Source organism: Pseudomonas sp. 14P5.3.2 (assembly GCF_057799175.1).
The window spans coordinates 180643-202345 of record NZ_JBYOKU010000008.1 but is presented as its reverse complement, the minus strand read 5'-3'; the positions used below and the strand labels follow the sequence as shown (position 1 = coordinate 202345).

At 59.6% G+C, this 21703-nt stretch carries 22 protein-coding genes; 10 read left to right on the top strand and 12 right to left on the bottom strand.

The genetic code is table 11. The annotated features are described in order from the left end of the window. Positions 1-114 precede the first annotated feature (114 nt). Positions 115-1314: a tyrosine--tRNA ligase gene (gene tyrS / locus AC27VU_RS09315; RefSeq protein WP_201136440.1), complete on the bottom strand. Its 1200-nt coding sequence runs from the start codon at positions 1312-1314 to the stop codon at positions 115-117. A 212-nt stretch (positions 1315-1526) separates the two neighbouring features. Between tyrS and AC27VU_RS09310 the strand changes: the two genes are divergently transcribed. Both AC27VU_RS09310 and AC27VU_RS09305 read left to right on the top strand, forming a co-directional pair. Continuing rightward, positions 1527-2951, top strand: coding sequence for a peptidoglycan DD-metalloendopeptidase family protein (locus AC27VU_RS09310; RefSeq protein WP_488723909.1), 1425 nt, complete (start codon positions 1527-1529; stop codon positions 2949-2951). A 3-nt stretch (positions 2952-2954) separates the two neighbouring features. Then, positions 2955-4046, top strand: coding sequence for an anhydro-N-acetylmuramic acid kinase (locus AC27VU_RS09305; protein WP_488723908.1), 1092 nt, complete (start codon positions 2955-2957; stop codon positions 4044-4046). A 75-nt stretch (positions 4047-4121) separates the two neighbouring features. On the opposite strand, the gene erpA is transcribed toward AC27VU_RS09305, so the two are convergent. Both erpA and argC read right to left on the bottom strand, forming a co-directional pair. Next, positions 4122-4472 carry an iron-sulfur cluster insertion protein ErpA gene (erpA, locus tag AC27VU_RS09300; RefSeq protein ID WP_003228776.1) on the bottom strand — a complete coding sequence of 117 codons (351 nt, stop codon included), beginning with the start codon at positions 4470-4472 and terminating at the stop codon, positions 4122-4124. A 168-nt stretch (positions 4473-4640) separates the two neighbouring features. After that, positions 4641-5675 carry an N-acetyl-gamma-glutamyl-phosphate reductase gene (gene argC / locus AC27VU_RS09295; RefSeq protein ID WP_047296942.1) on the bottom strand — a complete coding sequence of 345 codons (1035 nt, stop codon included), beginning with the start codon at positions 5673-5675 and terminating at the stop codon, positions 4641-4643. A 135-nt stretch (positions 5676-5810) separates the two neighbouring features. On the opposite strand from argC, the gene hemJ reads away from it, so the two are divergent. From hemJ to coq7, 6 genes are all read left to right on the top strand, one after another. Continuing rightward, positions 5811-6239, top strand: coding sequence for a protoporphyrinogen oxidase HemJ (gene hemJ, locus AC27VU_RS09290; protein WP_098965883.1), 429 nt, complete (start codon positions 5811-5813; stop codon positions 6237-6239). Positions 6240-6274: 35 nt separating this feature from the next. Further along, on the top strand, positions 6275-7261 hold the full coding sequence (locus AC27VU_RS09285; protein WP_488723907.1) for an NAD(P)H-dependent flavin oxidoreductase: 987 nt from the start codon (positions 6275-6277) through the stop codon (positions 7259-7261). 61 nt (positions 7262-7322) lie between these two features. After that, a complete protein-coding gene (locus AC27VU_RS09280) occupies positions 7323-8270 on the top strand; it encodes a DUF805 domain-containing protein (protein WP_201136435.1) in 948 nt (315 codons plus the stop codon). Between the two features lie 61 nt (positions 8271-8331). Beyond that, entirely contained in the window at positions 8332-9120 is a 789-nt protein-coding gene (locus AC27VU_RS09275) for an SDR family NAD(P)-dependent oxidoreductase (RefSeq protein ID WP_045122654.1), read from the top strand. 80 nt (positions 9121-9200) lie between these two features. Continuing rightward, complete coding sequence (locus AC27VU_RS09270; protein ID WP_127647765.1) at positions 9201-9539, top strand: histidine triad nucleotide-binding protein; 339 nt, start codon at positions 9201-9203, stop codon at positions 9537-9539. 205 nt (positions 9540-9744) lie between these two features. Continuing rightward, positions 9745-10392, top strand: a complete 648-nt coding sequence (gene coq7, locus AC27VU_RS09265; protein ID WP_027610738.1) for a 2-polyprenyl-3-methyl-6-methoxy-1,4-benzoquinone monooxygenase — start codon at positions 9745-9747, stop codon at positions 10390-10392. A gap of 117 nt (positions 10393-10509) precedes the next feature. On the opposite strand, the gene speD is transcribed toward coq7, so the two are convergent. Together speD and AC27VU_RS09255 are read right to left on the bottom strand one after the other, a co-directional pair. Beyond that, a complete protein-coding gene (gene speD / locus AC27VU_RS09260; protein WP_027610737.1) occupies positions 10510-11304 on the bottom strand; it encodes an adenosylmethionine decarboxylase in 795 nt (264 codons plus the stop codon). A gap of 237 nt (positions 11305-11541) precedes the next feature. Continuing rightward, positions 11542-11964 carry an OsmC family protein gene (locus AC27VU_RS09255; protein WP_003228794.1) on the bottom strand — a complete coding sequence of 141 codons (423 nt, stop codon included), beginning with the start codon at positions 11962-11964 and terminating at the stop codon, positions 11542-11544. Between the two features lie 238 nt (positions 11965-12202). Between AC27VU_RS09255 and crp the strand changes: the two genes are divergently transcribed. Beyond that, positions 12203-12847, top strand: coding sequence for a cAMP-activated global transcriptional regulator CRP (gene crp / locus AC27VU_RS09250; RefSeq protein ID WP_003228797.1), 645 nt, complete (start codon positions 12203-12205; stop codon positions 12845-12847). Positions 12848-12856: 9 nt separating this feature from the next. Here crp and AC27VU_RS09245 read toward each other — a convergent pair whose 3' ends face one another. The 4 genes from AC27VU_RS09245 to AC27VU_RS09230 all read right to left on the bottom strand — a co-directional run bounded on the left by AC27VU_RS09245 (position 12857) and on the right by AC27VU_RS09230 (position 16141). Then, the gene (locus tag AC27VU_RS09245) at positions 12857-13558 is read right to left on the bottom strand and encodes a lipoate--protein ligase family protein (RefSeq protein WP_103520813.1); all 702 of its coding nucleotides are present in this window, start codon (positions 13556-13558) and stop codon (positions 12857-12859) included. A 98-nt stretch (positions 13559-13656) separates the two neighbouring features. Beyond that, positions 13657-14493 carry an indole-3-glycerol phosphate synthase TrpC gene (trpC, locus tag AC27VU_RS09240; RefSeq protein WP_103484976.1) on the bottom strand — a complete coding sequence of 279 codons (837 nt, stop codon included), beginning with the start codon at positions 14491-14493 and terminating at the stop codon, positions 13657-13659. Next, positions 14490-15539 (bottom strand): anthranilate phosphoribosyltransferase, encoded by a 1050-nt coding sequence (gene trpD, locus AC27VU_RS09235; protein ID WP_003228800.1) that lies wholly within the window; start codon positions 15537-15539, stop codon positions 14490-14492. The genes trpC and trpD overlap by 4 nt, the downstream gene beginning before the upstream one ends. An 8-nt stretch (positions 15540-15547) precedes the next feature. Continuing rightward, entirely contained in the window at positions 15548-16141 is a 594-nt protein-coding gene (locus tag AC27VU_RS09230; RefSeq protein ID WP_003228801.1) for an aminodeoxychorismate/anthranilate synthase component II, read from the bottom strand. A 406-nt stretch (positions 16142-16547) separates the two neighbouring features. On the opposite strand from AC27VU_RS09230, the gene estP reads away from it, so the two are divergent. Beyond that, entirely contained in the window at positions 16548-18458 is a 1911-nt protein-coding gene (gene estP, locus AC27VU_RS09225) for an esterase EstP (RefSeq protein ID WP_473018306.1), read from the top strand. Positions 18459-18633: 175 nt separating this feature from the next. Here estP and trpE read toward each other — a convergent pair whose 3' ends face one another. The 3 genes from trpE to rpe all read right to left on the bottom strand — a co-directional run bounded on the left by trpE (position 18634) and on the right by rpe (position 21675). Further along, positions 18634-20115, bottom strand: coding sequence for an anthranilate synthase component I (gene trpE / locus AC27VU_RS09220; RefSeq protein WP_003228804.1), 1482 nt, complete (start codon positions 20113-20115; stop codon positions 18634-18636). A 70-nt stretch (positions 20116-20185) separates the two neighbouring features. Further along, on the bottom strand, positions 20186-21004 hold the full coding sequence (locus AC27VU_RS09215; protein WP_488723906.1) for a phosphoglycolate phosphatase: 819 nt from the start codon (positions 21002-21004) through the stop codon (positions 20186-20188). After that, positions 21001-21675 (bottom strand): ribulose-phosphate 3-epimerase, encoded by a 675-nt coding sequence (gene rpe, locus AC27VU_RS09210; RefSeq protein ID WP_003228808.1) that lies wholly within the window; start codon positions 21673-21675, stop codon positions 21001-21003. The genes AC27VU_RS09215 and rpe overlap by 4 nt, the downstream gene beginning before the upstream one ends. Positions 21676-21703: the final 28 nt, after the last annotated feature.

The following is a 21703-nucleotide window of genomic DNA, read 5'->3' as shown; positions in this document are numbered from 1 at the left end:
GCTGTCGAAAACTGCGTAACTCATTGAATCTCAAGGAGTTTTCCGTTTCGACTGCGCCGGAAGTGGGGCGAATTATAGACTTCTAAAATTCGCCGTCAACCCCTAGATCCAACTTTATTCAGATTTCAGCGTAATGCGTGCAAATGCCTTCTTGCCCGCCTGACAAACGTGGGTCGCACCCAGTACATATATAAAGGAGCGATCAACCACCTCACCATCCACACGCACACCACCGGAAGCCAACAGATCACGCGCAGCCGCCGAGTTCTTCACCAGGCCTGCCTTATTAAGGACGGCCGCAATCGGCATATCTTCAGCAGAAGCCAGCTCAATCTCCGGCAGATCATCCGGCAGTTCACCATCCTTCATACGGTTACCAGCAGCGCGATGCGCATTGGCGGCAGCCTCCTCACCGTGGAAGCGAGCGACAATCTCTTCTGCCAGCTTGATCTTGATATCGCGCGGGTTAGCCCCAGCCTCTACATCCGCACGGAAGGCTTCGATCTCATCCATCGAACGGAAACTGAGCAGCTCAAAGTAACGCCACATCAACGCATCCGGGATCGAGACCAGCTTGCCGTACATCACACCTGGCGCTTCCTGGATACCGACGTAGTTGCCCAACGACTTGGACATCTTCTTCACGCCATCCAGACCTTCTAGCAGCGGCATGGTCAGAATGCACTGAGCTTCCTGGCCATACCCACGCTGCAGCTCACGCCCCATCAGCAAGTTGAACTTCTGATCAGTACCGCCCAACTCGACATCCGCGCGCAGAGCAACCGAGTCATAACCCTGAACCAGAGGATAGAGAAACTCGTGAATGGCGATCGGTTGGTTGGTGGTGTAACGCTTATCGAAGTCATCACGCTCAAGCATACGCGCGACGGTGTATTGCGAAGTCAGACGAATGAAGTCCGCCGGCCCCATCTGATCCATCCAGGTGGAGTTGAACGCAACTTCGGTTTTCGCCGGATCCAGAATCTTGAACACCTGAGACTTGTAGGTCTCGGCATTTTCCAAAACCTGCTCGCGAGTCAAAGGAGGACGAGTAGCGCTCTTGCCGCTTGGATCACCGATCATCCCGGTGAAGTCACCAATCAGGAAGATCACCTGATGCCCCAATTCCTGGAACTGGCGCAGCTTATTAATAAGCACGGTGTGACCCAAGTGCAGATCCGGGGCGGTTGGATCGAAACCAGCCTTGATACGCAGCGGCTGGCCGCGCTTGAGCTTCTCGATCAGCTCGGACTCGACCAATAGTTCTTCCGCACCACGTTTAATCAGCGCTAGCTGCTCTTCAACCGACTTCATAACAGACCCGCAAGGCTCAGATTCAAAGGGAACCAACCATACAAGATCGTGCACCAATTACAAGTTTTGCCCGGCGCACGGACACCAATCTGCAGACAGGCTGTCTGTAGACTTGCTTCGGGGATGATTTGGTTATATTTTATACAGTTATTTCATCTTCATCATGTCATTCATCTTTTCCAATTCATCTTTTTTCAAAGTCAAAATTACTTATGACCACTGAACCGTCTAAAGCGCCACCGCTTTACCCGAAGACCCACCTGCTTGCCGCAAGTGGAATCGCCGCCCTTCTCAGCCTGGCGCTCCTGGTATTCCCTTCCAGTGATGTTGAAGCCAAAAAGACGACCCTGAGCCTTGAACTGGAAAGTCCTGCTGAACAACTGACACAAGATCAAGACGCTGCTGACGCGGTTCAAGCCACAAATGAGCCAGTAGCCTCACCTTTCGCCCAAATCGAAAACAGCACCGAAGACACCCCGAAAACCGCTGAGGCCGCACCTGCGCCTGCTCCGGCTGGGGAAAAACCGAAAGCCCCGGGACATCGCGAAGTCATCGTCTCAAAGGGCGATACGCTCTCTACATTATTCGAGAAAGTCGGCCTGCCAGCCGCCGCCGTGCATGAAGTCCTGGCCAGTGACAAACAAGCCAAACAGTTCAGCCAGCTCAAGCACGGCCAGAAGCTCGAGTTCGAACTGAACCCGCAAGGCCAACTGACCAGCCTGCACAGCAAGGTCAGCGACGTTGAAACCATCACCCTGACCAAGAACGACAAGGGCTATGCGTTCAACCGCGTCACCGCTAAACCTACCGTTCGCACGGCTTACGTGCACGGCGTGATCAATAGCTCACTGTCACAATCCGCTGCCCGCGCAGGCCTGTCCCATAGCCTGACCATGGATATGGCCAGCGTATTCGGCTACGACGTCGACTTTGCGCAGGACATCCGCCAGGGTGACGAATTCGACGTGATCTACGAGCAGAAAGTGGTCAACGGCAAGGCAGTGGGCACCGGCCCGATCCTGTCTGCGCGCTTCACCAACCGCGGCAAGACCTACACCGCCGTGCGTTACACCAATAAACAAGGCAACAGCAGCTATTACACCGCCGATGGCAACAGCATGCGCAAGGCGTTCATCCGTACCCCGGTGGACTTCGCCCGCATCAGTTCTAAATTCTCCATGGGCCGCAAACACCCGATCCTCAACAAGATCCGCGCCCACAAAGGCGTCGATTACGCAGCTCCACGCGGTACGCCAATCAAGGCTGCCGGCGACGGTAAAGTGCTGCTGGCTGGTCGCCGCGGTGGCTACGGCAACACGGTGATCATTCAGCACGGCAACACCTACCGTACGCTCTACGGCCACATGCAAGGCTTTGCCAAAGGCGTGAAAACCGGCGGCACCGTCAAGCAGGGCCAGGTAATCGGCTATATCGGTACCACCGGCCTGTCCACCGGACCGCACTTGCACTATGAGTTCCAGGTCAACGGCGTTCACGTCGACCCACTGGGCCAGAAGTTGCCGATGGCTGATCCGATCGCCAAATCCGAGCGTGCACGCTTCCTTGCACAGAGCCAGCCATTGATGGCCCGTATGGACCAAGAGAAGGCCACCATGTTGGCTTCGAGCAAGCGCTAAACCATGGCTCTTTATATCGGCGTGATGTCCGGCACCAGTCTCGACGGGCTGGACATCGCCCTGATCGAGCAGACCTCGGCGATCAGACTGATCGCCACGCACTACATCCCCATGCCCGAATCCCTGCGCACCGAGCTGCTTGGCCTGTGCGCCAGCGGCCCTGACGAGATCGCCCGCTCGGCGCTCGCCCAGCAGCACTGGGTAAAACTCGCCGCACAGGGCATCAACACCCTCCTCGATCAGCAGCAACTCAAACCTGAAGCCATTCGCGCAATCGGCAGCCACGGTCAGACCATTCGCCATGAGCCCGCTCGCGGCTTCACCGTGCAGATCGGCAATCCCGCACTACTGACCGAACTGACCGGCATCACCGTGATCAGTGACTTCCGCAGCCGTGATGTGGCTGCTGGCGGCCAGGGTGCACCGCTGGTGCCTGCTTTCCATGAAGCTTTGTTCGAGGAGCGTAGCGGTAACCGTGCAGTCTTGAATGTCGGCGGTTTCAGCAATCTGAGTCTGATTGAGCCGACCAGGCCTGTAGCCGGTTTCGACTGCGGCCCCGGGAATGTGCTGATGGATGCCTGGATTCATCAGCAACGCGGCGAGAACTATGATCGCAACGGTCAGTGGGCAGCCACCGGCACTGTCGAGCCAGTCTTGCTGAAAGCGCTGCTCAGCGATCCGTTCTTCGTGACCAAAGGTCCAAAGAGTACTGGCCGGGAAGTGTTCAACCTGCCTTGGCTGGAACACCATCTCTCAGAGTTACCGAGCTTCGCCCCTGAAAACGTCCAGGCAACGCTGCTCGAACTGACGGCGCTGACCATTGTCGAGTCGCTGCAAACCGCTCAATCCGATACCCGGGAAATGCTGGTCTGCGGCGGCGGCGCTCACAACGCTACGCTGATGAAACGTCTTGCCGAACTGCTGCCAAACGCTACCGTTGCCAGCACCGCCACGCATGGCGTCGATCCGGACTGGGTCGAGGCAATGGCCTTCGCCTGGCTGGCCCATTGCTGCCTCGAAGGCATTGCCGCCAATCGCCCGAGCGTCACTGGGGCCAAAGGCCTGCGGGTACTCGGCGCCATCTACCCCAACTGAACAAAACGCCGGCAACAAAAAACGCCGCAGAACCGTAAGACTCTGCGGCGTTTTGTTGTGTGTAGCGAGGTGCGATCAGATCGAGAACGAAGAGCCGCAACCACAGGTCGTGGTGGCGTTCGGGTTCTTGATCACAAAGCGCGAACCTTCCAGACCTTCCTGGTAGTCCACTTCGGCACCCGCCAGGTACTGGAAACTCATCGGATCGACCACCAGACTCACGCCTTCGCGCTCGACGATGGTGTCGTCCTCGGCCACATCCTCATCGAAGGTGAAGCCGTACTGAAACCCCGAACAACCGCCGCCCGTAACGAATACGCGCAGCTTCAAGCGATCATTCCCCTCTTCATCGACCAGGCTCTTCACCTTGTGCGCAGCACCTTGGGTGAATTGCAAAGCCGTGGGGGTGAAGGATTCGACGCTCATGCTGACTATCTCCCGGCGTTACGCCGCCATAATGCGTGATGACGCGCATTATCCGCTTGTCCTAGAAAATCGGTCAACTATTGTTACGGTATATCAATAAACCCGACCAACTTCCCAGAATGCAAAAAGGCCCGTTTGACGGGCCTTTTTGCTGTGTTGCCGAAAGTGTTACGGCAGCATGCCGGCGTGGGACAGGCCGAAGCGCTCATCCAGGCCAAACAGGATATTCATGTTCTGCACCGCCTGACCCGACGCGCCTTTGACCAGATTGTCGATCACCGACAGCACCACCACCAGATCACCATCCTGCGGACGATGCACTGCAATGCGGCAGACGTTTGCGCCGCGCACGCTGCGGGTTTCCGGATGGCTGCCAGCCGGCATCACATCGACAAACGGCTCGTTGGCATAACGCTTTTCAAACAGCGCCTGCAGATCCACCGAGCGATCGACCACGGTCGCATAGAGCGTGGAGTGAATACCACGGATCATCGGCGTCAGGTGCGGCACAAAGGTCAGACCAACGTCCTTACCGGCAGCGCGACGCAGACCCTGGCGAATTTCCGGCAGATGACGGTGACCTTTCACCGCGTAAGCCTTCATGCTTTCCGACGTCTCGGAGTACAGCGAGCCTACAGACGCGCCGCGACCGGCACCGCTGACGCCGGATTTGCAGTCAGCGATCAGACGTGAAGTGTCAGCCAGACCCGCCTCAAGCAGCGGCAGGAAACCCAACTGCGTAGCGGTTGGATAGCAGCCGGGAACGGCGATCAGACGAGCCTTCTTGATCTGCTCGCGATTGACTTCCGGCAGACCGTAGACCGCCTCGTCCAGCAATTCCGGCGCACCGTGTGGCTGGCCGTACCACTTGGCCCATTCTTCAGCGTCCTGCAGACGGAAGTCCGCTGACAGGTCGATGACCTTGGTGCCCGCCGCCAGCAGTTCACCGGCCAAGGCATGGGCAACGCCGTGCGGGGTGGCGAAGAACACCACATCACAAGCGCCAAGGGTCTTGATATCGGGAACGCTGAACGCCAGACCGTCATAGTGGCCACGCAGGTTCGGGTACATGTCAGCCACGGCCAGACCGGCCTCGGATCGGGAAGTGATCACCACCACTTCTGCCTGCGGATGCTGTGCCAACAGACGCAGCAGTTCGACACCGGTGTAACCCGTGCCGCCGACGATACCGACCTTGACCATAAACCTGCCCTCAACGAACCCACTGGAAAGCCGTCGATAATAGGGGCCGCGCGCCCCTGCGACAACCATCAAGGTGACGTGCGGACGCTCAAGCCTCTACTATCCCGGCTACCGTGAACCTGGGAATAACTAAAAATGCTCTATCTGTGGATCAAAGCGTTTCACATCGTCAGTGTCGTGTGCTGGTTTGCCGGGCTGTTCTATCTCCCCCGGCTGTTCGTTTATCACGCGCAAAGTGAAGACGCGATCAGCAAGGAACGCTTCAGCGTCATGGAGCGCAAGCTGTATCGCGGCATCATGGGCCCGGCGATGATCGCCACGCTGATCTTCGGCGGCTGGCTGATCTACCTCAATCCGGGCATCTTCAGCATGGGCGGCTGGATTCACGCCAAGCTGACCCTGGTGGTCTTGCTGATCGGTTACCACCACATGTGCGGTGCGCAGGTAAAACGCTTCGCCCGTGGCGAGAACACCCGCAGCCATGTCTTTTATCGCTGGTTCAATGAAGTGCCGGTTCTGATATTGCTGGCTATCGTAATTCTGGTCGTGGTCAAGCCGTTCTAACTTCTATACAGGCATAACACCTCGGGGGATTTCCAATGTCGCTGCCCGCTCTGCTCGAACAACGTCTGCGCCTGCCGGTAGTGGCAGCGCCGATGTTCCTGATCTCCAACCCGGAGCTGGTGCTCGCCTGCTGCCGTAACGGCGTGGTCGGCAGTTTCCCGGCGCTGAACCAACGTGAAAGCAGCGGTTTCAAGGCCTGGCTGGAGGAGATCGAAGCGGGACTGGCGACGCTGGACAACCCGGCGCCGTATGCCGTGAACCTGATCGTTCACAACAGCAATCCGCGCCTGCAGGCGGACCTGGACATCTGCGTCGAACATAAGGTGCCGATTGTCATCACCAGCCTCGGTGCGGTGAAGGAACTGGTCGATGCCGTGCACAGCTACGGCGGTCTGGTGTTCCACGATGTGACCACGCGCCGGCATGCCGAGAAGGCCGCCGAAGCCGGAGTCGACGGATTGATCGCCGTTGCGGCGGGCGCCGGGGGCCATGCCGGGACCTGGAGCCCGTTTGCGCTGATCGCCGAGATCCGCGAGTTCTTCGATAAAACCCTGCTGCTTGCAGGATGTCTGAACCACGGCCATGAGATCCTGGCCGCACAACTGCTCGGCGCGGATCTGGCCTACTTCGGTACGCGATTTATCGGCACCACCGAAAGTCATGCGCCTGACGCCTACAAGGACATGCTGCTGACGGCCAAAGCGGCGGACATCATTCATACTCCTGCCGTCTCTGGCGTACCGGCCAGCTTCATGCGCCAAAGCCTGGAGGCGGCAGGTTTTGACATGGCCGCGCTGCAAGGCAAGGGCGAGGTCAATTTCGGCGACAAGCTCAAACCGATCAACGACGAAGCCAAGGCCTGGAAGACCGTATGGTCCGCCGGCCAGGGCGTGGGCCAGATTGACGACTTGCCGAGTGTGGATCAGTTGATCGCCCGGCTCGACGCGGAATATCGTCAGGCGCTGGAACGCGCGGCGCAATTGCCCAAACACTGGCCGCGCCGAGAAAAATCAGGCCAGTGATCGACCGACTGGCCTTACACTTGCTGCCTTTCAATTGATTCGCGACAAGGATGCCCCGACCATGAGCGAACCTCGTTACAAGATCGTTTTCGACGGTGCTCTGCAGCCCGGCGTCGATCTCACCACCGCCAAGCTCAATCTGGCGGCCCTGTTCAAAAGCGATGTCGCTGCCATCGAGCGCCTGTTCAACGGCAGCACCGTCGCCCTCAAGCGCGACCTGACTCACAGTGATGCGCAGACGTATCTGCAAGCACTGAGCAAAACCGGGATCGACGCGCGGATCGAGGCGGAAACGGCAATCGAGCTGAATCTGGCGGACGTGCACGAACATCAGCCCGTCATTGCAGAACCAGCCTCCCCCTACGCACCACCACGCGCCGACGTTGGCGAGAACCTGCCGGCCTTCGCTGTGCTCAAGCCTTTCAGCGTTGAAGGCCGGATCGGTCGCCTGCGGTTTTTGGCCTGGACGATGGTACTGAGCCTGGTAACCCTGCCGATCGTTGGCATATTCGCTCTGCTCGCGCTCGGACTGGTCAGTGGCGACTCCACCACCGGTCTGATCATCGGCGGGATATTCGCGTTCTTTCTGTTCCTCGGTTTCATCATTGTCAGCATCCTGTTCAGCGTGCAGCGCCTGCACGACATCGGCTGGTCCGGCTGGCTGTGGCTGCTGAACCTGGTGCCGTTCGTGGGCAGCTTCTTCCCGCTGGTGATCATGGTCGTACCGGGCAACACTGGCGCCAACCGCTACGGCCCGCCGCCGCCGCCCAACAGTACCGCGGTCAAAGTGTTGTGCTCGTTGTGGATCGTGTTCTTCGCTCTGGTATTTGCCGGCGGCATGCTCGGCGGCATCTCGGCCATTCAGCAGGAATACGAAAGCAACCTTGAGAGCAGCTACGAGAGCGGCTCGGTCACCACCGATGAAGTCGAGGTCGAGACTGAACCGGCGAATTCCGTGGACGATGCAGCCGAAGCGGCCCCGGCCCCTGTAGACTCTGCGAAAGAATGAACAGCGCTCCCCGCCGTGACACCTGCGTCGCTGGCGCGGAGCTGTTGCGATGGAGAATTGCATGACCCGTTACGCACTGATCACTGGCGCCTCCAGCGGCATCGGCCTGGCCCTGGCTGAAGCTCTGGCCCGGCGCGGCCGCAGCCTGATTCTGGTGGCTCGCCAGCGTGATCAGCTGGAAAGTATCGCGATCGAACTGACCCAGCGCTTTGGCGTGGAGGTGTTGTTCCGCGCCTGCGACCTCGGCGAGCCATTGCGCTTGTCCGGGTTCCTGCTGGAACTGGAAGAAGGCGACCGGCAGATCGATCTGCTGGTCAATTGCGCTGGCATCGGCACCTGCGGCCCATTCCTCGCCCAGGACTGGATGACCGAGCAGGACCTGATCGAAGTCAACATCCTCGCCCTCACCCGCCTGTGCCACGCCATCGGCAACAGCATGGCGCTGCAGGGCGGCGGGCAGATTCTCAACGTCGCCTCGGTGGCGGCGTTCAATCCCGGTCCGTGGATGAGCACTTATTACGCCAGCAAAGCCTACGTATTGCACTTCTCCGAAGCCCTGCGAGTGGAGCTCAAACAGAGCGCGGTCAAGGTTTCGGTGCTTTGCCCCGGCCCGACCCGCACTGCATTTTTCCGCACGGCGCAGCTCAACAGCGACAAACTCAAGGACAGCAAACTGCTGATGAGTCCCGAGGAAGTCGCGCTGTACACCGTACGGGCGCTGGAGAAAAACCGCGCCATCATCATTCCCGGGAGGCGCAATCGCTGGTTCGCCTTCCTGCCACGCCTCGGCTCGCGCTGGCTCAATCGCACCCTCGTCGGCATGGTCAACAAGGCTTACTGCCCGCGCTGAACTGTCCTACGGCAAAACACTGGGCGGGGGCATTCCCCATGCGTACACTCAGGCCAGCCCACACAACGGAGAAAACAGCAGTGGATACTCTGTTCACCAAGATCATCAACCGGGAGATCCCGGCCAAGATCATTTACGAGGACGACCAGGTTCTGGCGTTCCACGACATCGCTCCTCAGGCACCGGTGCATTTTCTGGTGATCCCGAAGAAACCGGTGCGTACCCTCAATGACCTGACCGAAGACGACAAGGCACTGGCCGGGCACATCCTGTTCACTGCCCAGCGTCTGGCACTGGAGCTGGGCTGCGAGGAAGGCTTCCGGGTCGTGATGAACTGCAATGAACAAGGTGGGCAGACCGTCTATCACATTCATATGCACGTACTCGGTCAGCGTCAGATGAACTGGCCACCGGGCTGATTCACTGCATCAGCCCCTGTGGGAGCGGGCTTGCTCGCGAAAGCGGATTGTCTGGCACTGATACTTTGAATGTGCTGACGTCTTCGCGAGCAAGCCCGCTCCCACAAAAACACCACCGTGCTCTCCGCATGGCAAATGACCCAGCGCAAACCTTCCCCGGCCGATTCGGTTAAACTGGCCGTCGAGATTTTTCCCGGAGGTCAGCATGACTACCCAACGTCACTACTCGCCGATTGACCGTCTTCTGCTGCAAGCCGATGCCGCGATGCGCACCCTGCTGCCCTTCAGTGGCCAGCCGTACCGCCCGTCACCCGCCATCGTGCAGCCGGATGTGCAGATGAGCGACGAAGACACCCGCCACGTCGCTGGCCTGATGCGCATCAACCACACCGGTGAAGTCTGCGCCCAGGCGCTGTATCAGGGGCAGGCGCTGACCGCCAAGTTGCCGCAGGTACGTGCCGCCATGGAACACGCCGCCGAAGAAGAAATCGACCATCTGGTGTGGTGCGAACAGCGCATCCATCAACTGGGCAGCCATACCAGCGTGCTCAATCCGTTGTTCTACGGGATGTCGTTCGGCATCGGCGCTGTGGCCGGCCTGATCAGTGACAAGGTCAGCCTCGGTTTCGTCGCGGCCACTGAGCATCAGGTGTGCAAGCACTTGAACGAACACCTGGAGCAATTACCGGCCGAGGACGAGAAGTCCCGGGCGATTCTGGAGCAGATGCGCATTGATGAAGAACATCATGCGGAGAGTGCACTGGATGCGGGTGGTTTCCGCTTTCCGGCGCCGGTGAAGTTCGGAATGAGCCTGCTGGCGAAGGTGATGACCAAGAGTACTTATCGGATTTGAGATCTGTATTGCTACAAAGGGCCTCTTCGCGAGCAAGCTCGCTCCCACAGGGTTCTGTTTTCGGCAATAAAAAAGGCGACTACCGCACGGTAGTCGCCTTTTTTGTGCCCGGGAATCTTACGCCGGCATGTTGCGCGCGTAGAAGATTTCCAGCATTTCGTGTTTCACACGCTCGGTCACCTGAGCGCGCTGCTCGGACGACAGATTGCTGGTGGCGTCGCCGAACAGGTAGTTGTCCAGTTCGAAGTTCTTCAGCAGCATTTTCGTGTGGAACAGGTTTTCCTGGTACACGTTCACGTCGGTCATCTGGTACGCGTCGCGAGTGTCTTCGGAAAGGTAGTTCTGGATCGAGTTGATCTCGTGGTCGATGAAGTGCTTGTTGCCTTCAACGTCACGGGTGAAGCCGCGCACACGGTAATCCACGGTCACGATGTCCGAATCGAACTGGTGAATGAGGAAGTTGAGCGCTTTAAGCGGTGAAATGACACCACAGGTCGACACGTCGATGTCCACACGGAACGTCGCGATACCGGCGTCCGGATGGATTTCCGGATAGGTATGCACCGTGATGTGACTCTTGTCGAGGTGGGCAAGGATGATTTCGGGCAATGGACCCGGGGACTCTTCGATCTGGCTGTCAGTCGGGGTCACCGGCTCTTCCGAGATCAGAATCGTGACGCTGGCACCCTGAGGCTCATAATTCTGACTGGCAATGTTCAGAATGTTGGCACCAATGATTTCGACAACTTCCGTGAGGATCTGCGTCAGGCGTTCGGCGTTGTACTCTTGATTGATGTACTCGACGTAAGCCTGCTGGTCTTGCGGGGTTTCCGCGTAGCAGATGTCATAGATGTTGAAGCTCAAGGTCTTTGTCAGGTTATTGAACCCGTGGAGCTTGAGTTTGCTTTTCACCGTTAAAAACTCTCTATGTATGCGGCCCGGCCGCGTGATCAAGCATGCCCGTCAAGTGCGAACAACGCACCTGCGTAGGACGGTTAACACCTCTTCGCGATGGCGATTTTGGTTATCTGTTCAGGCGGATGACCCGTCGGCTGACCGATCACTGCCCTGAAAAAAGTGGCGCATTATGCAGACGTCAGCGAGGGATCGCCAGAGTCTGCACTGCTTTTATGATAGTTGAATGTCGGCTCAGCCGAGTTCGACGATTTCATAATCGTGAGTGATCGCCACGCCGGCCGCGCCGAGCATGATCGAGGCCGAGCAATACTTCTCGGCAGACAGTTCGATGGCGCGCTTGACCTGGGCTTCTTTCAGGCCCCGGCCCTTGACCACGAAGTGCATGTGGATCTTGGTGAACACCTTCGGATCTTCGGTCGCGCGCTCGGCTTCGAGGAACGCTTCGCAGCTTTCAACCGCCTGACGCGACTTCTTCAGGATGCTGACCACGTCGAAGTTGCTGCAACCGCCAACGCCCAGCAGGAGCATTTCCATCGGGCGAACACCCAGATTACGACCACCGGCGTCCGGCGGACCGTCCATGACCACGACATGACCGCTACCGGATTCGCCGAGGAACATGGCTTCGCCAGCCCATTGGATGCGTGCCTTCATCGCCAAGACTCCACTGTAGAAAAAAGGGTCGCCAGCTTAGCACAGGCCCTTGCTCTGACAGCGCCTGGCGTTCCTAGGACGGATGCCTCTGCGGTGTAGGTAATTTCTCGAATTTTCGACGAAGTGTCTGGTAAGCTGGCGCCAATTCGCTGGCGCCAATTGTCAGCCTGTGTAGCGACCGCCTTCAGCGCCTCATAAAAAATCAAACATCACCGTGCAGTCTTTTCGGGATACAACCATGGTTGCTATTACCCCCACACCCAAAATCAAGAACCTCGACAAGCTGTTGATGCATTGTCAGCGCCGTCGCCATGCGGCCAAGAGCAACATCATCTGCGCCGGCGATCGCTCGGACACGCTGTACTTCATCATCAAGGGTTCGGTGACGATCCTCATCGAAGATGACGACGGTCGCGAAATGATCATCGCCTACCTCAACGCCGGGGATTTCTTCGGCGAGCTGGGCCTGTTCGAACAAGCGGGTCAGGAGCAGGAGCGCAGTGCCTGGGTGCGGGCCAAGGTTGAATGTGAAATCGCCGAAATCAGCTACGTGAAGTTCCGCGAATTGTCGCAGCAGGATCCAGACATTCTTTACGTTCTCAGCGGACAAATCGCACAACGCCTGCGCAATACCACGCGCAAGGTCGGCGACCTGGCGTTCTTCGATGTCACCGGTCGCGTGGCCCGTTGCCTGCTGGAGTTGTGCAAGCAACCTGACGCGATGACCCACCCGGACGGCATGCAGATCAAGGTGACGCGTCAGGAAATCGGGCGGATTGTCGGTTGTTCGCGGGAGATGGTCGGTCGCGTGCTCAAGGATCTTGAAGAACGCAACCTGGTCGATGTGAAAGGCAAGACCATGGTGGTCTTCGGCACGCGCTAAGCGCGCTACTCAGGCGCTGTAGACCTGCGCCAGCATCAGTCGAAACAGCTCATCAAGACGCGCCAAAGCCGTTGGCGCGACGAACTTCTCATGCAGGGCGATGTGGCTTTCGGCCCGTACCCGCTGCTCCAGACCGCAAGCCTCGTTGAAGCGATTGACCGCCGCGACCATCGACTCGCGCTCGTTATCCATCAGCATCGCCCCATGCACCAACCCTACCGGACGCTGACCACCCTGACTCTGGCGCCAGCGCTGAGCGGTGCCGACCATCTTGCGGCCATCGAGATTGACGTTGAAGCGACCGTCGCAGAACGCGCCGGCGATTTCGCCCAACGACGACGTGCCGCCCAACTCATCCAGCAACTCGCAGATCGGATCGCACAGACGCCGGTAGCCGGTTTCGATGCGGTTCAAATCACCCTCGCTGCGGGGCGGGGCGTAGACCAACGCGATGTTAATGGTTGAAGCGGATTGCGGGACCGGTTCGCCACCGGTTTCCCGCAGCAATACCGGCCAACCGGCAGCAGCGGAGACTTCGCAGGCATGCTCGAAACCGGGCAGACGATTGAGGCGACGCGGCATGACCAAGGCGCGATCACTGGGTTGCCAGAACAGCAGGCCGAATTCGGCATCGCCGGCACAGATCGAGGCCAACAGGTCTTGTTCGGCTTGCAGGCCGGCTTCGATGGGGAGAGGGACTGGCAGCGACATGACGAACTCCGGCAGATCTGGAATCTGTAGGGAATTGACTGGCCTCTTCGCGGGCAAGCCCGCTCCCACAGGGGACGCGGGCGCCTGCAAAGACATGATCAGTCGAGGGTCGAACCACTGACCGGCACACCACGCTCCGGGAAGAACAGGCGCTGCAATTCAACACCCGGGCTTTCCGCGCGCATGAACGCTTCTCCGACCAGGAATGCGTAGACGTCGCTGATTTCCATCAGCTCGACATCGGCACGGTTGAGAATGCCGCTCTCGGTGATCACCAGGCGATCACGCGGGATGCGCGGCAGCAGGTCGAGGGTGGTTTCCAGGCTGACGTCGAAGGTGTGCAGGTTACGGTTGTTGACCCCGACCAGCGGCGTGTCGAGGGTTTTCAATGCGCGTTCCAGCTCATCGCCATCATGTACTTCCACCAGCACATCGAGACCGACGCCTTTGGCAACCGAGGCCAGCTCGGCCATTTTCACGTCGTCCAGTGCGGAGACGATTAGCAGCACGCAGTCGGCGCCCAGCGCACGGGCTTCGACGATCTGGTACGGATCGATCATGAAGTCCTTGCGGATCACCGGCAATTTGCACGCGGCGCGGGCCTGTTGCAGGTAGAGATCAGCGCCCTGGAAGTAGTCGATATCGGTCAGCACGGAAAGACAGGTCGCCCCGCCCTTCTCGTAGCTCTTGGCGATATCGGCAGGCACGAAGTTTTCGCGGATCACGCCTTTGCTCGGCGAAGCCTTTTTGATTTCGGCGATCACCGCCGGTTGCTTCGTCTTGGCCTGCGCCAGCAGGGCCTGGGCAAAACCACGGGGTGCATCGGCCGCCTTGGCCAGACTTTCCAGCTCGCTCAGGCTGACGCGAGCGCTGCGCTCGGCGACTTCCTGGACTTTGCGCGCCAGAATGTTTTCCAGAACCGTCGGTACACTCATCCCTCATTCTCCACTTTGAATACCGCGGTAAAGGCACCCAACTCCTCGAGTTTTTCCCGAGCAAGACCGGTGTGCAGAGCATCGTGCGCAAGTGCCACGCCTTCTTTGAGACTGGTCGCCAGGTCAGCCGCGTACAGCGCCGCACCGGCATTGAGCACAATCATTTCGGCAGCCTTCTGGCCGTTTTCGGTCTTGCGCTTGCCCAACGCATCGCGGATCAGCGCCAGCGAAGCTTCCGGGCCTTCGACCGACAGACCGTGCAGGCTCTGGCTCTTCATGCCCAGATCTTCCGGCTCGACCCAATATTCGGTGATTTCGTTGTTCTTCAGTTCAGCGACGAAGGTCGGCGCGGCGAGACTGAACTCGTCCAGACCGTCCTTCGAATGCACCACCAGTACGTGCTTGCTGCCCAGGCGCTGCAAGACTTCGGCCAATGGCCGACACAGCGCAGGGGTAAACACGCCCACCACCTGATGTTTGACACCGGCCGGATTCGTAAGCGGGCCGAGCATGTTGAACAGCGTACGCAGGCCGAGATCGCGGCGCGGGCCGGCGGCGTACTTCATGGCTTTGTGGTGGGTTTGGGCAAACATGAAACCGATGCCGACGTTATCGATGCAGCGGGCGACCTGTACCGGCGTCAGGTTCAGGTAGATGCCGGCTGCTTCCAGCAGGTCGGCGCTGCCGCTTTTGCCCGACACTGCACGGTTACCGTGCTTGGCCACGGTGCAACCCGCCGCCGCGACGACGAACGCGGACGCCGTCGATACGTTGAAAATGTTCGCACCGTCACCGCCGGTGCCGACCACATCGACCACGCCGTCGAGGGTCTTGAGTTCGACCTGATCGGCCAGCTCACGCATCACGGAAACCGCGCCGACGATTTCGTCGATGCTCTCGCTCTTCATGCGCATCGCCATCATGAACGCGCCAATCTGCGCCTCGGTGCATTGACCGGTCATGATTTCGCGCATCACGTCGCGCATTTCTTCGGTGCTGAGGTCGAGGTGTTCGACGATACGGCTCAGGGCTGTCTTGATGTTCATGGAAGTCCTTAGCGCGTGCCGCCGGTTTGTTTGAGGAAGTTGGCAAACAGTTCATGGCCCTGTTCAGTCAGGATCGATTCAGGGTGGAACTGTACGCCCTCAATGTTCAGGGTCTTGTGACGCAGGCCCATGATTTCATCGACCGAGCCGTCGTCGTGCTGCGTCCACGCGGTCAGCTCCAGGCACTCGGGCAAAGTATCGTGTTTGACGATCAGCGAGTGGTAGCGGGTAACCGTCAGCGGATGATTCAGGCCGGCAAAAACGCCCTTGTCCTCGTGGAATACCGGGCTAGTCTTACCGTGCATTACCTGACGGGCACGCACGACATCGCCGCCGAAGGCCTGACCGATGGACTGATGGCCCAGGCAGACGCCAAGGATCGGCAGTTTGCCGGCGAAATGTTTGATGGCTTCGATGGAAATGCCGGCTTCAGTCGGCGTGCATGGGCCTGGCGAGACCACGATGCGCTCCGGGTTGAGCGCTTCGATTTCAGCGATGGTCAGTTCGTCGTTGCGCACGACCTTGACCTCGGCACCCAGCTCGCCGAGGTATTGCACAACGTTGTAAGTAAAGGAGTCGTAGTTGTCGATCATCAGCAACATGGCGTTTCGAACCTCTTGAATTCTGACTTGGAGACAGCCTTCGAATGACTTGCCCGCAGGGCGCTGCACGATGTCGGACGCACAGGTGGCGTCGGCACAGCGGTATTTCAAACGGGCAAGGAAGGCAAAGCGATACAGATCCGGCCGGGCCGGCAGAAAAGATTCAGGCGCGCCAACGCCAACGGGCGTGTGCCTTGATGACTTGATCCAGAAGTTTGCTGACGATCAACACGGGGAAGGTCTCGTTCATACGTTCCGGCACAGTAACTTAGCTGGGCAGAGCGTGCAATATGGCGGGGCTGACGGGGGGCAAAACAACAGGGGTGTTCGCGACCGATGGCAAAAGGCCGGAAGTTTTTGGTACTGTCGTTTTGTTCACTACAACAATAAATAAACGGACTTGCTCATGATCAAACAGACGTTGTTCGTACCGCTTGCCGGATGCCTGCTCGCCATGGCTTGCGCCCAGGCTTACGCAGCACCCGCGCCCTATTCCAACTTCATCGTGTTCGGCGACAGTCTGAACGATGCCGGGACCTTCAGCGACCCGGGCGGCCCTGCCGGCGCCACCCAGCGCTACACCAACCGCACCGGCCCGCTGTACAAGGATGGAACCGGGGAAAACCGAGATCTTAATGCCACCCAGATCATTGGCGGCAAGCTGGGTTTCAATCCGAACCAGACCGCCTCTTCATCCTCGGCGGTACGCGCCAGCGAAGGTCTGCCCGATGGCAACAACTGGGCGGTCGGCGGCTATCGCACTGACCAGATTCTCGACTCGATCACCACGGAGTCGGCCACCGGTGAACGCACCCGCGCCGGTTACCTGCCGTCGAACGGCTTCCGTGCCGATCCGAACGCGCTGTATTACCTGTCCGGTGGCGGCAACGACTTCCTGCAAGGTCGCGTGCTCAGCCTCGATCAGGCCAGCTCGGCAGCCGATCGCCTGGCCGACAGCGTACGCACACTGCAAGGCGCCGGAGCCAAATACATCATGGTCTGGCTACTGCCGGACATCGGCCTGACCCCGGCGATCAACGGCTCGCCGCTGCAGGGTTTCACCTCCCAGCTCAGCGCGCAGTTCAACACCGAACTGGTCAGCCAGTTGCAGGGCATCAACGCTGAAATCATCCCGCTGAACATTCCAGTGCTGCTCAAGGAAGTGTTCGCCAACCCGGCGCAGTTCGGTCTCGCCACCGACCAGAACCTGACCGCCACCTGCTTCAGCGGCAACAGCTGCACCGAGAACGCCCGATACGGCATCAACAGCGCCACGCCGGATCCGTACAAATTGATCTACAACGACTCGGTGCACCCGACCGAAGCCGGCCAGCGCCTGATCGCCGATTACGCCTACTCGCTGCTGGCCGCCCCGTGGGAACTGACCCTGCTGCCGGAAATGGCTCAAGGCGCCTTGCGCGCGCACCAGGACGAATTGCGCAATCAATGGCTGGCCGACTGGGAAAACTGGCAGGGCATCGGCCAATGGCGGGCGATTGTCGCCGGTGGCGGCCAACATCAGGATTTCGACAGCCAGCACAGCGCAGCCAGTGCCGATGGCAATGGCTATAACCTGAACATCGGCGGCAGCTATCGCGTCAACGAAGCCTGGCGGGTCGGTCTGGCCGCGGGTCTCTACCACCAGAAACTCGAAGCCGGCGACGCTGACTCCGAATACAAACTCAACTCCTACATGGGCACCGCGTTCGCCCAGTACCAGCAAGATCGCTGGTGGGGCGACCTGGCGATGACCGCCGGGAAACTCGACTACGACAGCCTCAAGCGTAAATTCCAGCTCGGGGTCAACGAGCGCGGGGAGAAAGGCGACACCGACGGCTATGTACTGGCGATCAGCGGCCGCATCGGCTACGACATTGCGCAGCAGGCCAGCAGTCCGTGGCACCTGTCGCCGTTTGTCAGCGCCGACTTCGGCAAGACTGAAGTCGATGGTTATTCGGAAAAAGGCGCGGACGCCACAGCGCTGACCTTCGATGACCAGTCACGCAACTCGCGGCGTCTGGGCCTGGGTATTCAAGGCAAGTACCAGATCACCGCGCAGACCGAAGTGTTCGGCGAATTCGCTCACGAGCGTGAGTACAACGACGACCGCCAGGATCTGACAATCAACCTCAACAGCCTGCCAGGTAATCGCTTTACCCTCGAAGGCTACGAGCCGCAGACCAACCTCAATCGCCTGAACCTGGGCGTGAGCCACAAGCTCACGCAGGACCTGGCGTTGCGCGCCAGCTACAACGTGCGCAAGGATGATGACTTTACCCAGCAGGGGGTGAACGTCGGGGTCAGCCTCGATTTCTGATCTGCTGGCATAAAAAACGCGGCGCCCTCACAGGCGCCGCGTTTTTTTATGGCTGATCACAACACAATGTGGGAGCGGGCTTGCTCGCGAAAGCGGTGTATCAGTCGACATCATTGTTGAATGTCAGGCCGCATTCGCGAGCAAGCCCGCTCCCACACGGGGGAATTGTGCGAACTCAGCTTTCCGGGGTCTGCTCGGCCAATGCCACGGCACGGAACATCGCGCGGCGCTTGTTCAGGGTTTCTTCCCATTCCAGCGCCGGCACCGAGTCGGCAACGATGCCGCCACCGGCCTGCACGTGCAGTTCGCCGTTCTTGATCACCGCGGTACGAATCGCAATCGCGGTGTCCATGTTGCCGTTCCAGGCAAAGTAACCGACCGCACCGCCATACACGCCACGCTTGACCGGCTCCAGTTCGTCGATGATTTCCATCGCACGGATCTTCGGTGCGCCGGACAAGGTGCCCGCCGGCAGAATCGCCCGCAGCGCGTCCATCGCGGTCAGCCCGGCCTTCAACTGGCCGGTGACGTTGGAGACGATATGCATCACGTTGGAATAACGCTCGATGACCATTTTCTCGGTGAGCTTCACCGAACCGATTTCCGAAACCCGGCCAGTGTCGTTACGACCCAGGTCGATCAGCATCAAGTGCTCGGCGATCTCTTTGTCGTCCGACAGCAGGTCTTCTTCCAGCGCCAGATCCGCTTCTTCGGTGGCGCCACGCGGGCGGGTGCCGGCAATCGGGCGCACGGTGATCAGGTTGTCTTCGACCCGCACCAGCACTTCCGGCGAGCTGCCGACGACGTGGAAGTCGCCGAAGTTGAAGAAGTACATGTACGGCGTCGGGTTGAAGCAACGCAGGGCACGATACAGATCGATCGGCGCCGCCTTGAAGTCGATCGACATGCGTTGCGACGGCACGACCTGCATGCAGTCGCCCGCGAGGATGTATTCCTTGATGGTGTCGACGGCTTTTTCGTAGTCGCTCTGGGTGAAACTGGAGCGAAACACCGGATCAGCCGCTTGTTGCTTGCTGAAATCCAGGCCACGGCGCGGGGTGATCGGCTGGCGCAGTTTCTCCAGCAGTTCCTGCAATTGCGCCTGCCCCTGCTCGTAAGCATCGGCTTGCGCCGGGTCAGCGAGGACAATCGCGTGCATCTTGCCGGCGAGGTTGTCGAACACCACCACCGCATCAGAGACCATCAGCAGAATGTCCGGCACGCCCAGTGGATCCGGGTTCGGGCATTTGCCCAGACGTTTCTCGACATAGCGCACGCAGTCGTAACCGAAGTAGCCGACCAGACCACCGTTGAAACGCGGCAGACCGGCGATGGTCGGCACGTTGTAGCGGGCCTTGAAGGTTTCGACGAAGGCCAGCGGGTCTTCGACGTCATGGCTTTCGGTCTCGACGCCATCGACGGTGATGCTCACGTGATGGTCGTGCACCCGCAACACGGTGCGGCACGGCAGGCCGATGATCGAGTAACGGCCCCATTTCTCGCCACCCTGCACCGATTCGAGCAGATAGGAGTTGGGCTGGTCGGCCAGTTTCAGGTAGATCGACAGCGGCGTGTCGAAGTCGGCCAGGGTTTCGCAGGCCAACGGAATGCGGTTGTAGCCGTCAGCGGCCAAGCGCAGGAATTCTTCGCGGATCATGAGGTGCCTCGTGGTGTGAGGTGCTAACAGTCAGGTATGCAAACGCGCCGGCAAGCCGGCCAGGAACCAGTCAGGCGCGCCAACGCCAGCGGGCCAGGGCCTTGATGACTTTCATCCAGAGTTTGCGGGTGACCACCACGATGGCGTTTCCAGAATGGGATTGAGAAGCGTCGGGCAACGTTATCTCAGCGGCAGTACCGAGGCAACCGGGAATTAGCTTGCGCAGATCGTCGATCACCAGTGCCGGGGATTCCTCGGCAATCGGTCGACCGTGGTTATAGCCGTAGCTCAGCGCCACACACTTGACCCCCGCCGCTTTCGCCGCCTGCACGTCACTGCGCGAGTCGCCGACGAACAGCGATTGCGAGGCAGGAATGTTGGCCATTTTCATCACGAAGAACAGCGCGGCCGGATCAGGCTTCTTCTGCGGCAGGGTGTCGCCGCCGATGATCCATTTGAAGTAGCGGCCGATCTTCATCTGATCCAGCAGCGGTGCGACGAAACGCTCCGGCTTGTTGGTGATCAGCGCCATGGCCACGCCCTGCTTGTGCAACCACTTGAGGGTGTCGCGCACGCCGGGATAGACCACGGTCAGCTCATGACTCGCGCCGTAGGCTTCCATAAACACTTCCAGCGCGTGCTCGGCCTCGACGTCGTCCACCGCCGAATGATCGATGCCACCGGCCAGCGCCCGGCGCACCAGCACCGGTGCGCCGTTGCCGACCCACTCGCGCACCGCCTCGATGCCGGCAGGCTTGCGGCCGAGGGAGAGCAGCATGGTGTCCACCGCGGCCGCCAGGTCGGGAACCGAGTCGATCAACGTGCCATCCAGATCGAACATCACCAACCGTGGCAGTTGCCCCGGGAACAGCTGCTCAAAACCGCTCATGGGCGCGCCAGCGCCAGTTCGGAACGCATCTTGTCGATGACTTCCTGATAGTTCGGCGCATTGAAGATCGCCGAACCGGCGACGAAGGTGTCCGCACCGGCCGCGGCGATTTCACGGATATTGTTGACGTTGACGCCGCCGTCGATTTCCAGACGGATGTCGCGGCCCGAGGCATCGATGATCGCCCGCGCTTCGCGCAGTTTATCGAGGGTGCCGGGGATGAACTTCTGCCCGCCGAAGCCCGGGTTGACGCTCATCAGCAAGACCATGTCGACCTTGTCGATCACGTACTTGAGCACGTCCAGCGGGGTCGCCGGGTTGAACACCAGCCCGGATTTGCAGCCGCCTTCACGGATCAGTTGCAGCGAACGATCGACGTGCAGCGTGGCTTCCGGGTGGAAGGTGATGTAGGTCGCGCCGGCCTCGATGAAGTCGCCAACGATGCGATCCACCGGGCTGACCATCAGGTGCGCGTCGATCGGCGCGGTGATGCCGTACTTGCGCAATGCCGCGCAAACCATCGGGCCAATGGTCAGGTTCGGCACGTAGTGGTTGTCCATGACATCGAAGTGGACGAAGTCGGCACCGGCGGCCAGAACGTTGTCCACTTCCTCGCCGAGGCGGGCGAAGTCGGCGGAGAGAATCGACGGAGCAATTACGAAGGGCTGCATGACGCACCTTTTCTGAGCTAAATCACGA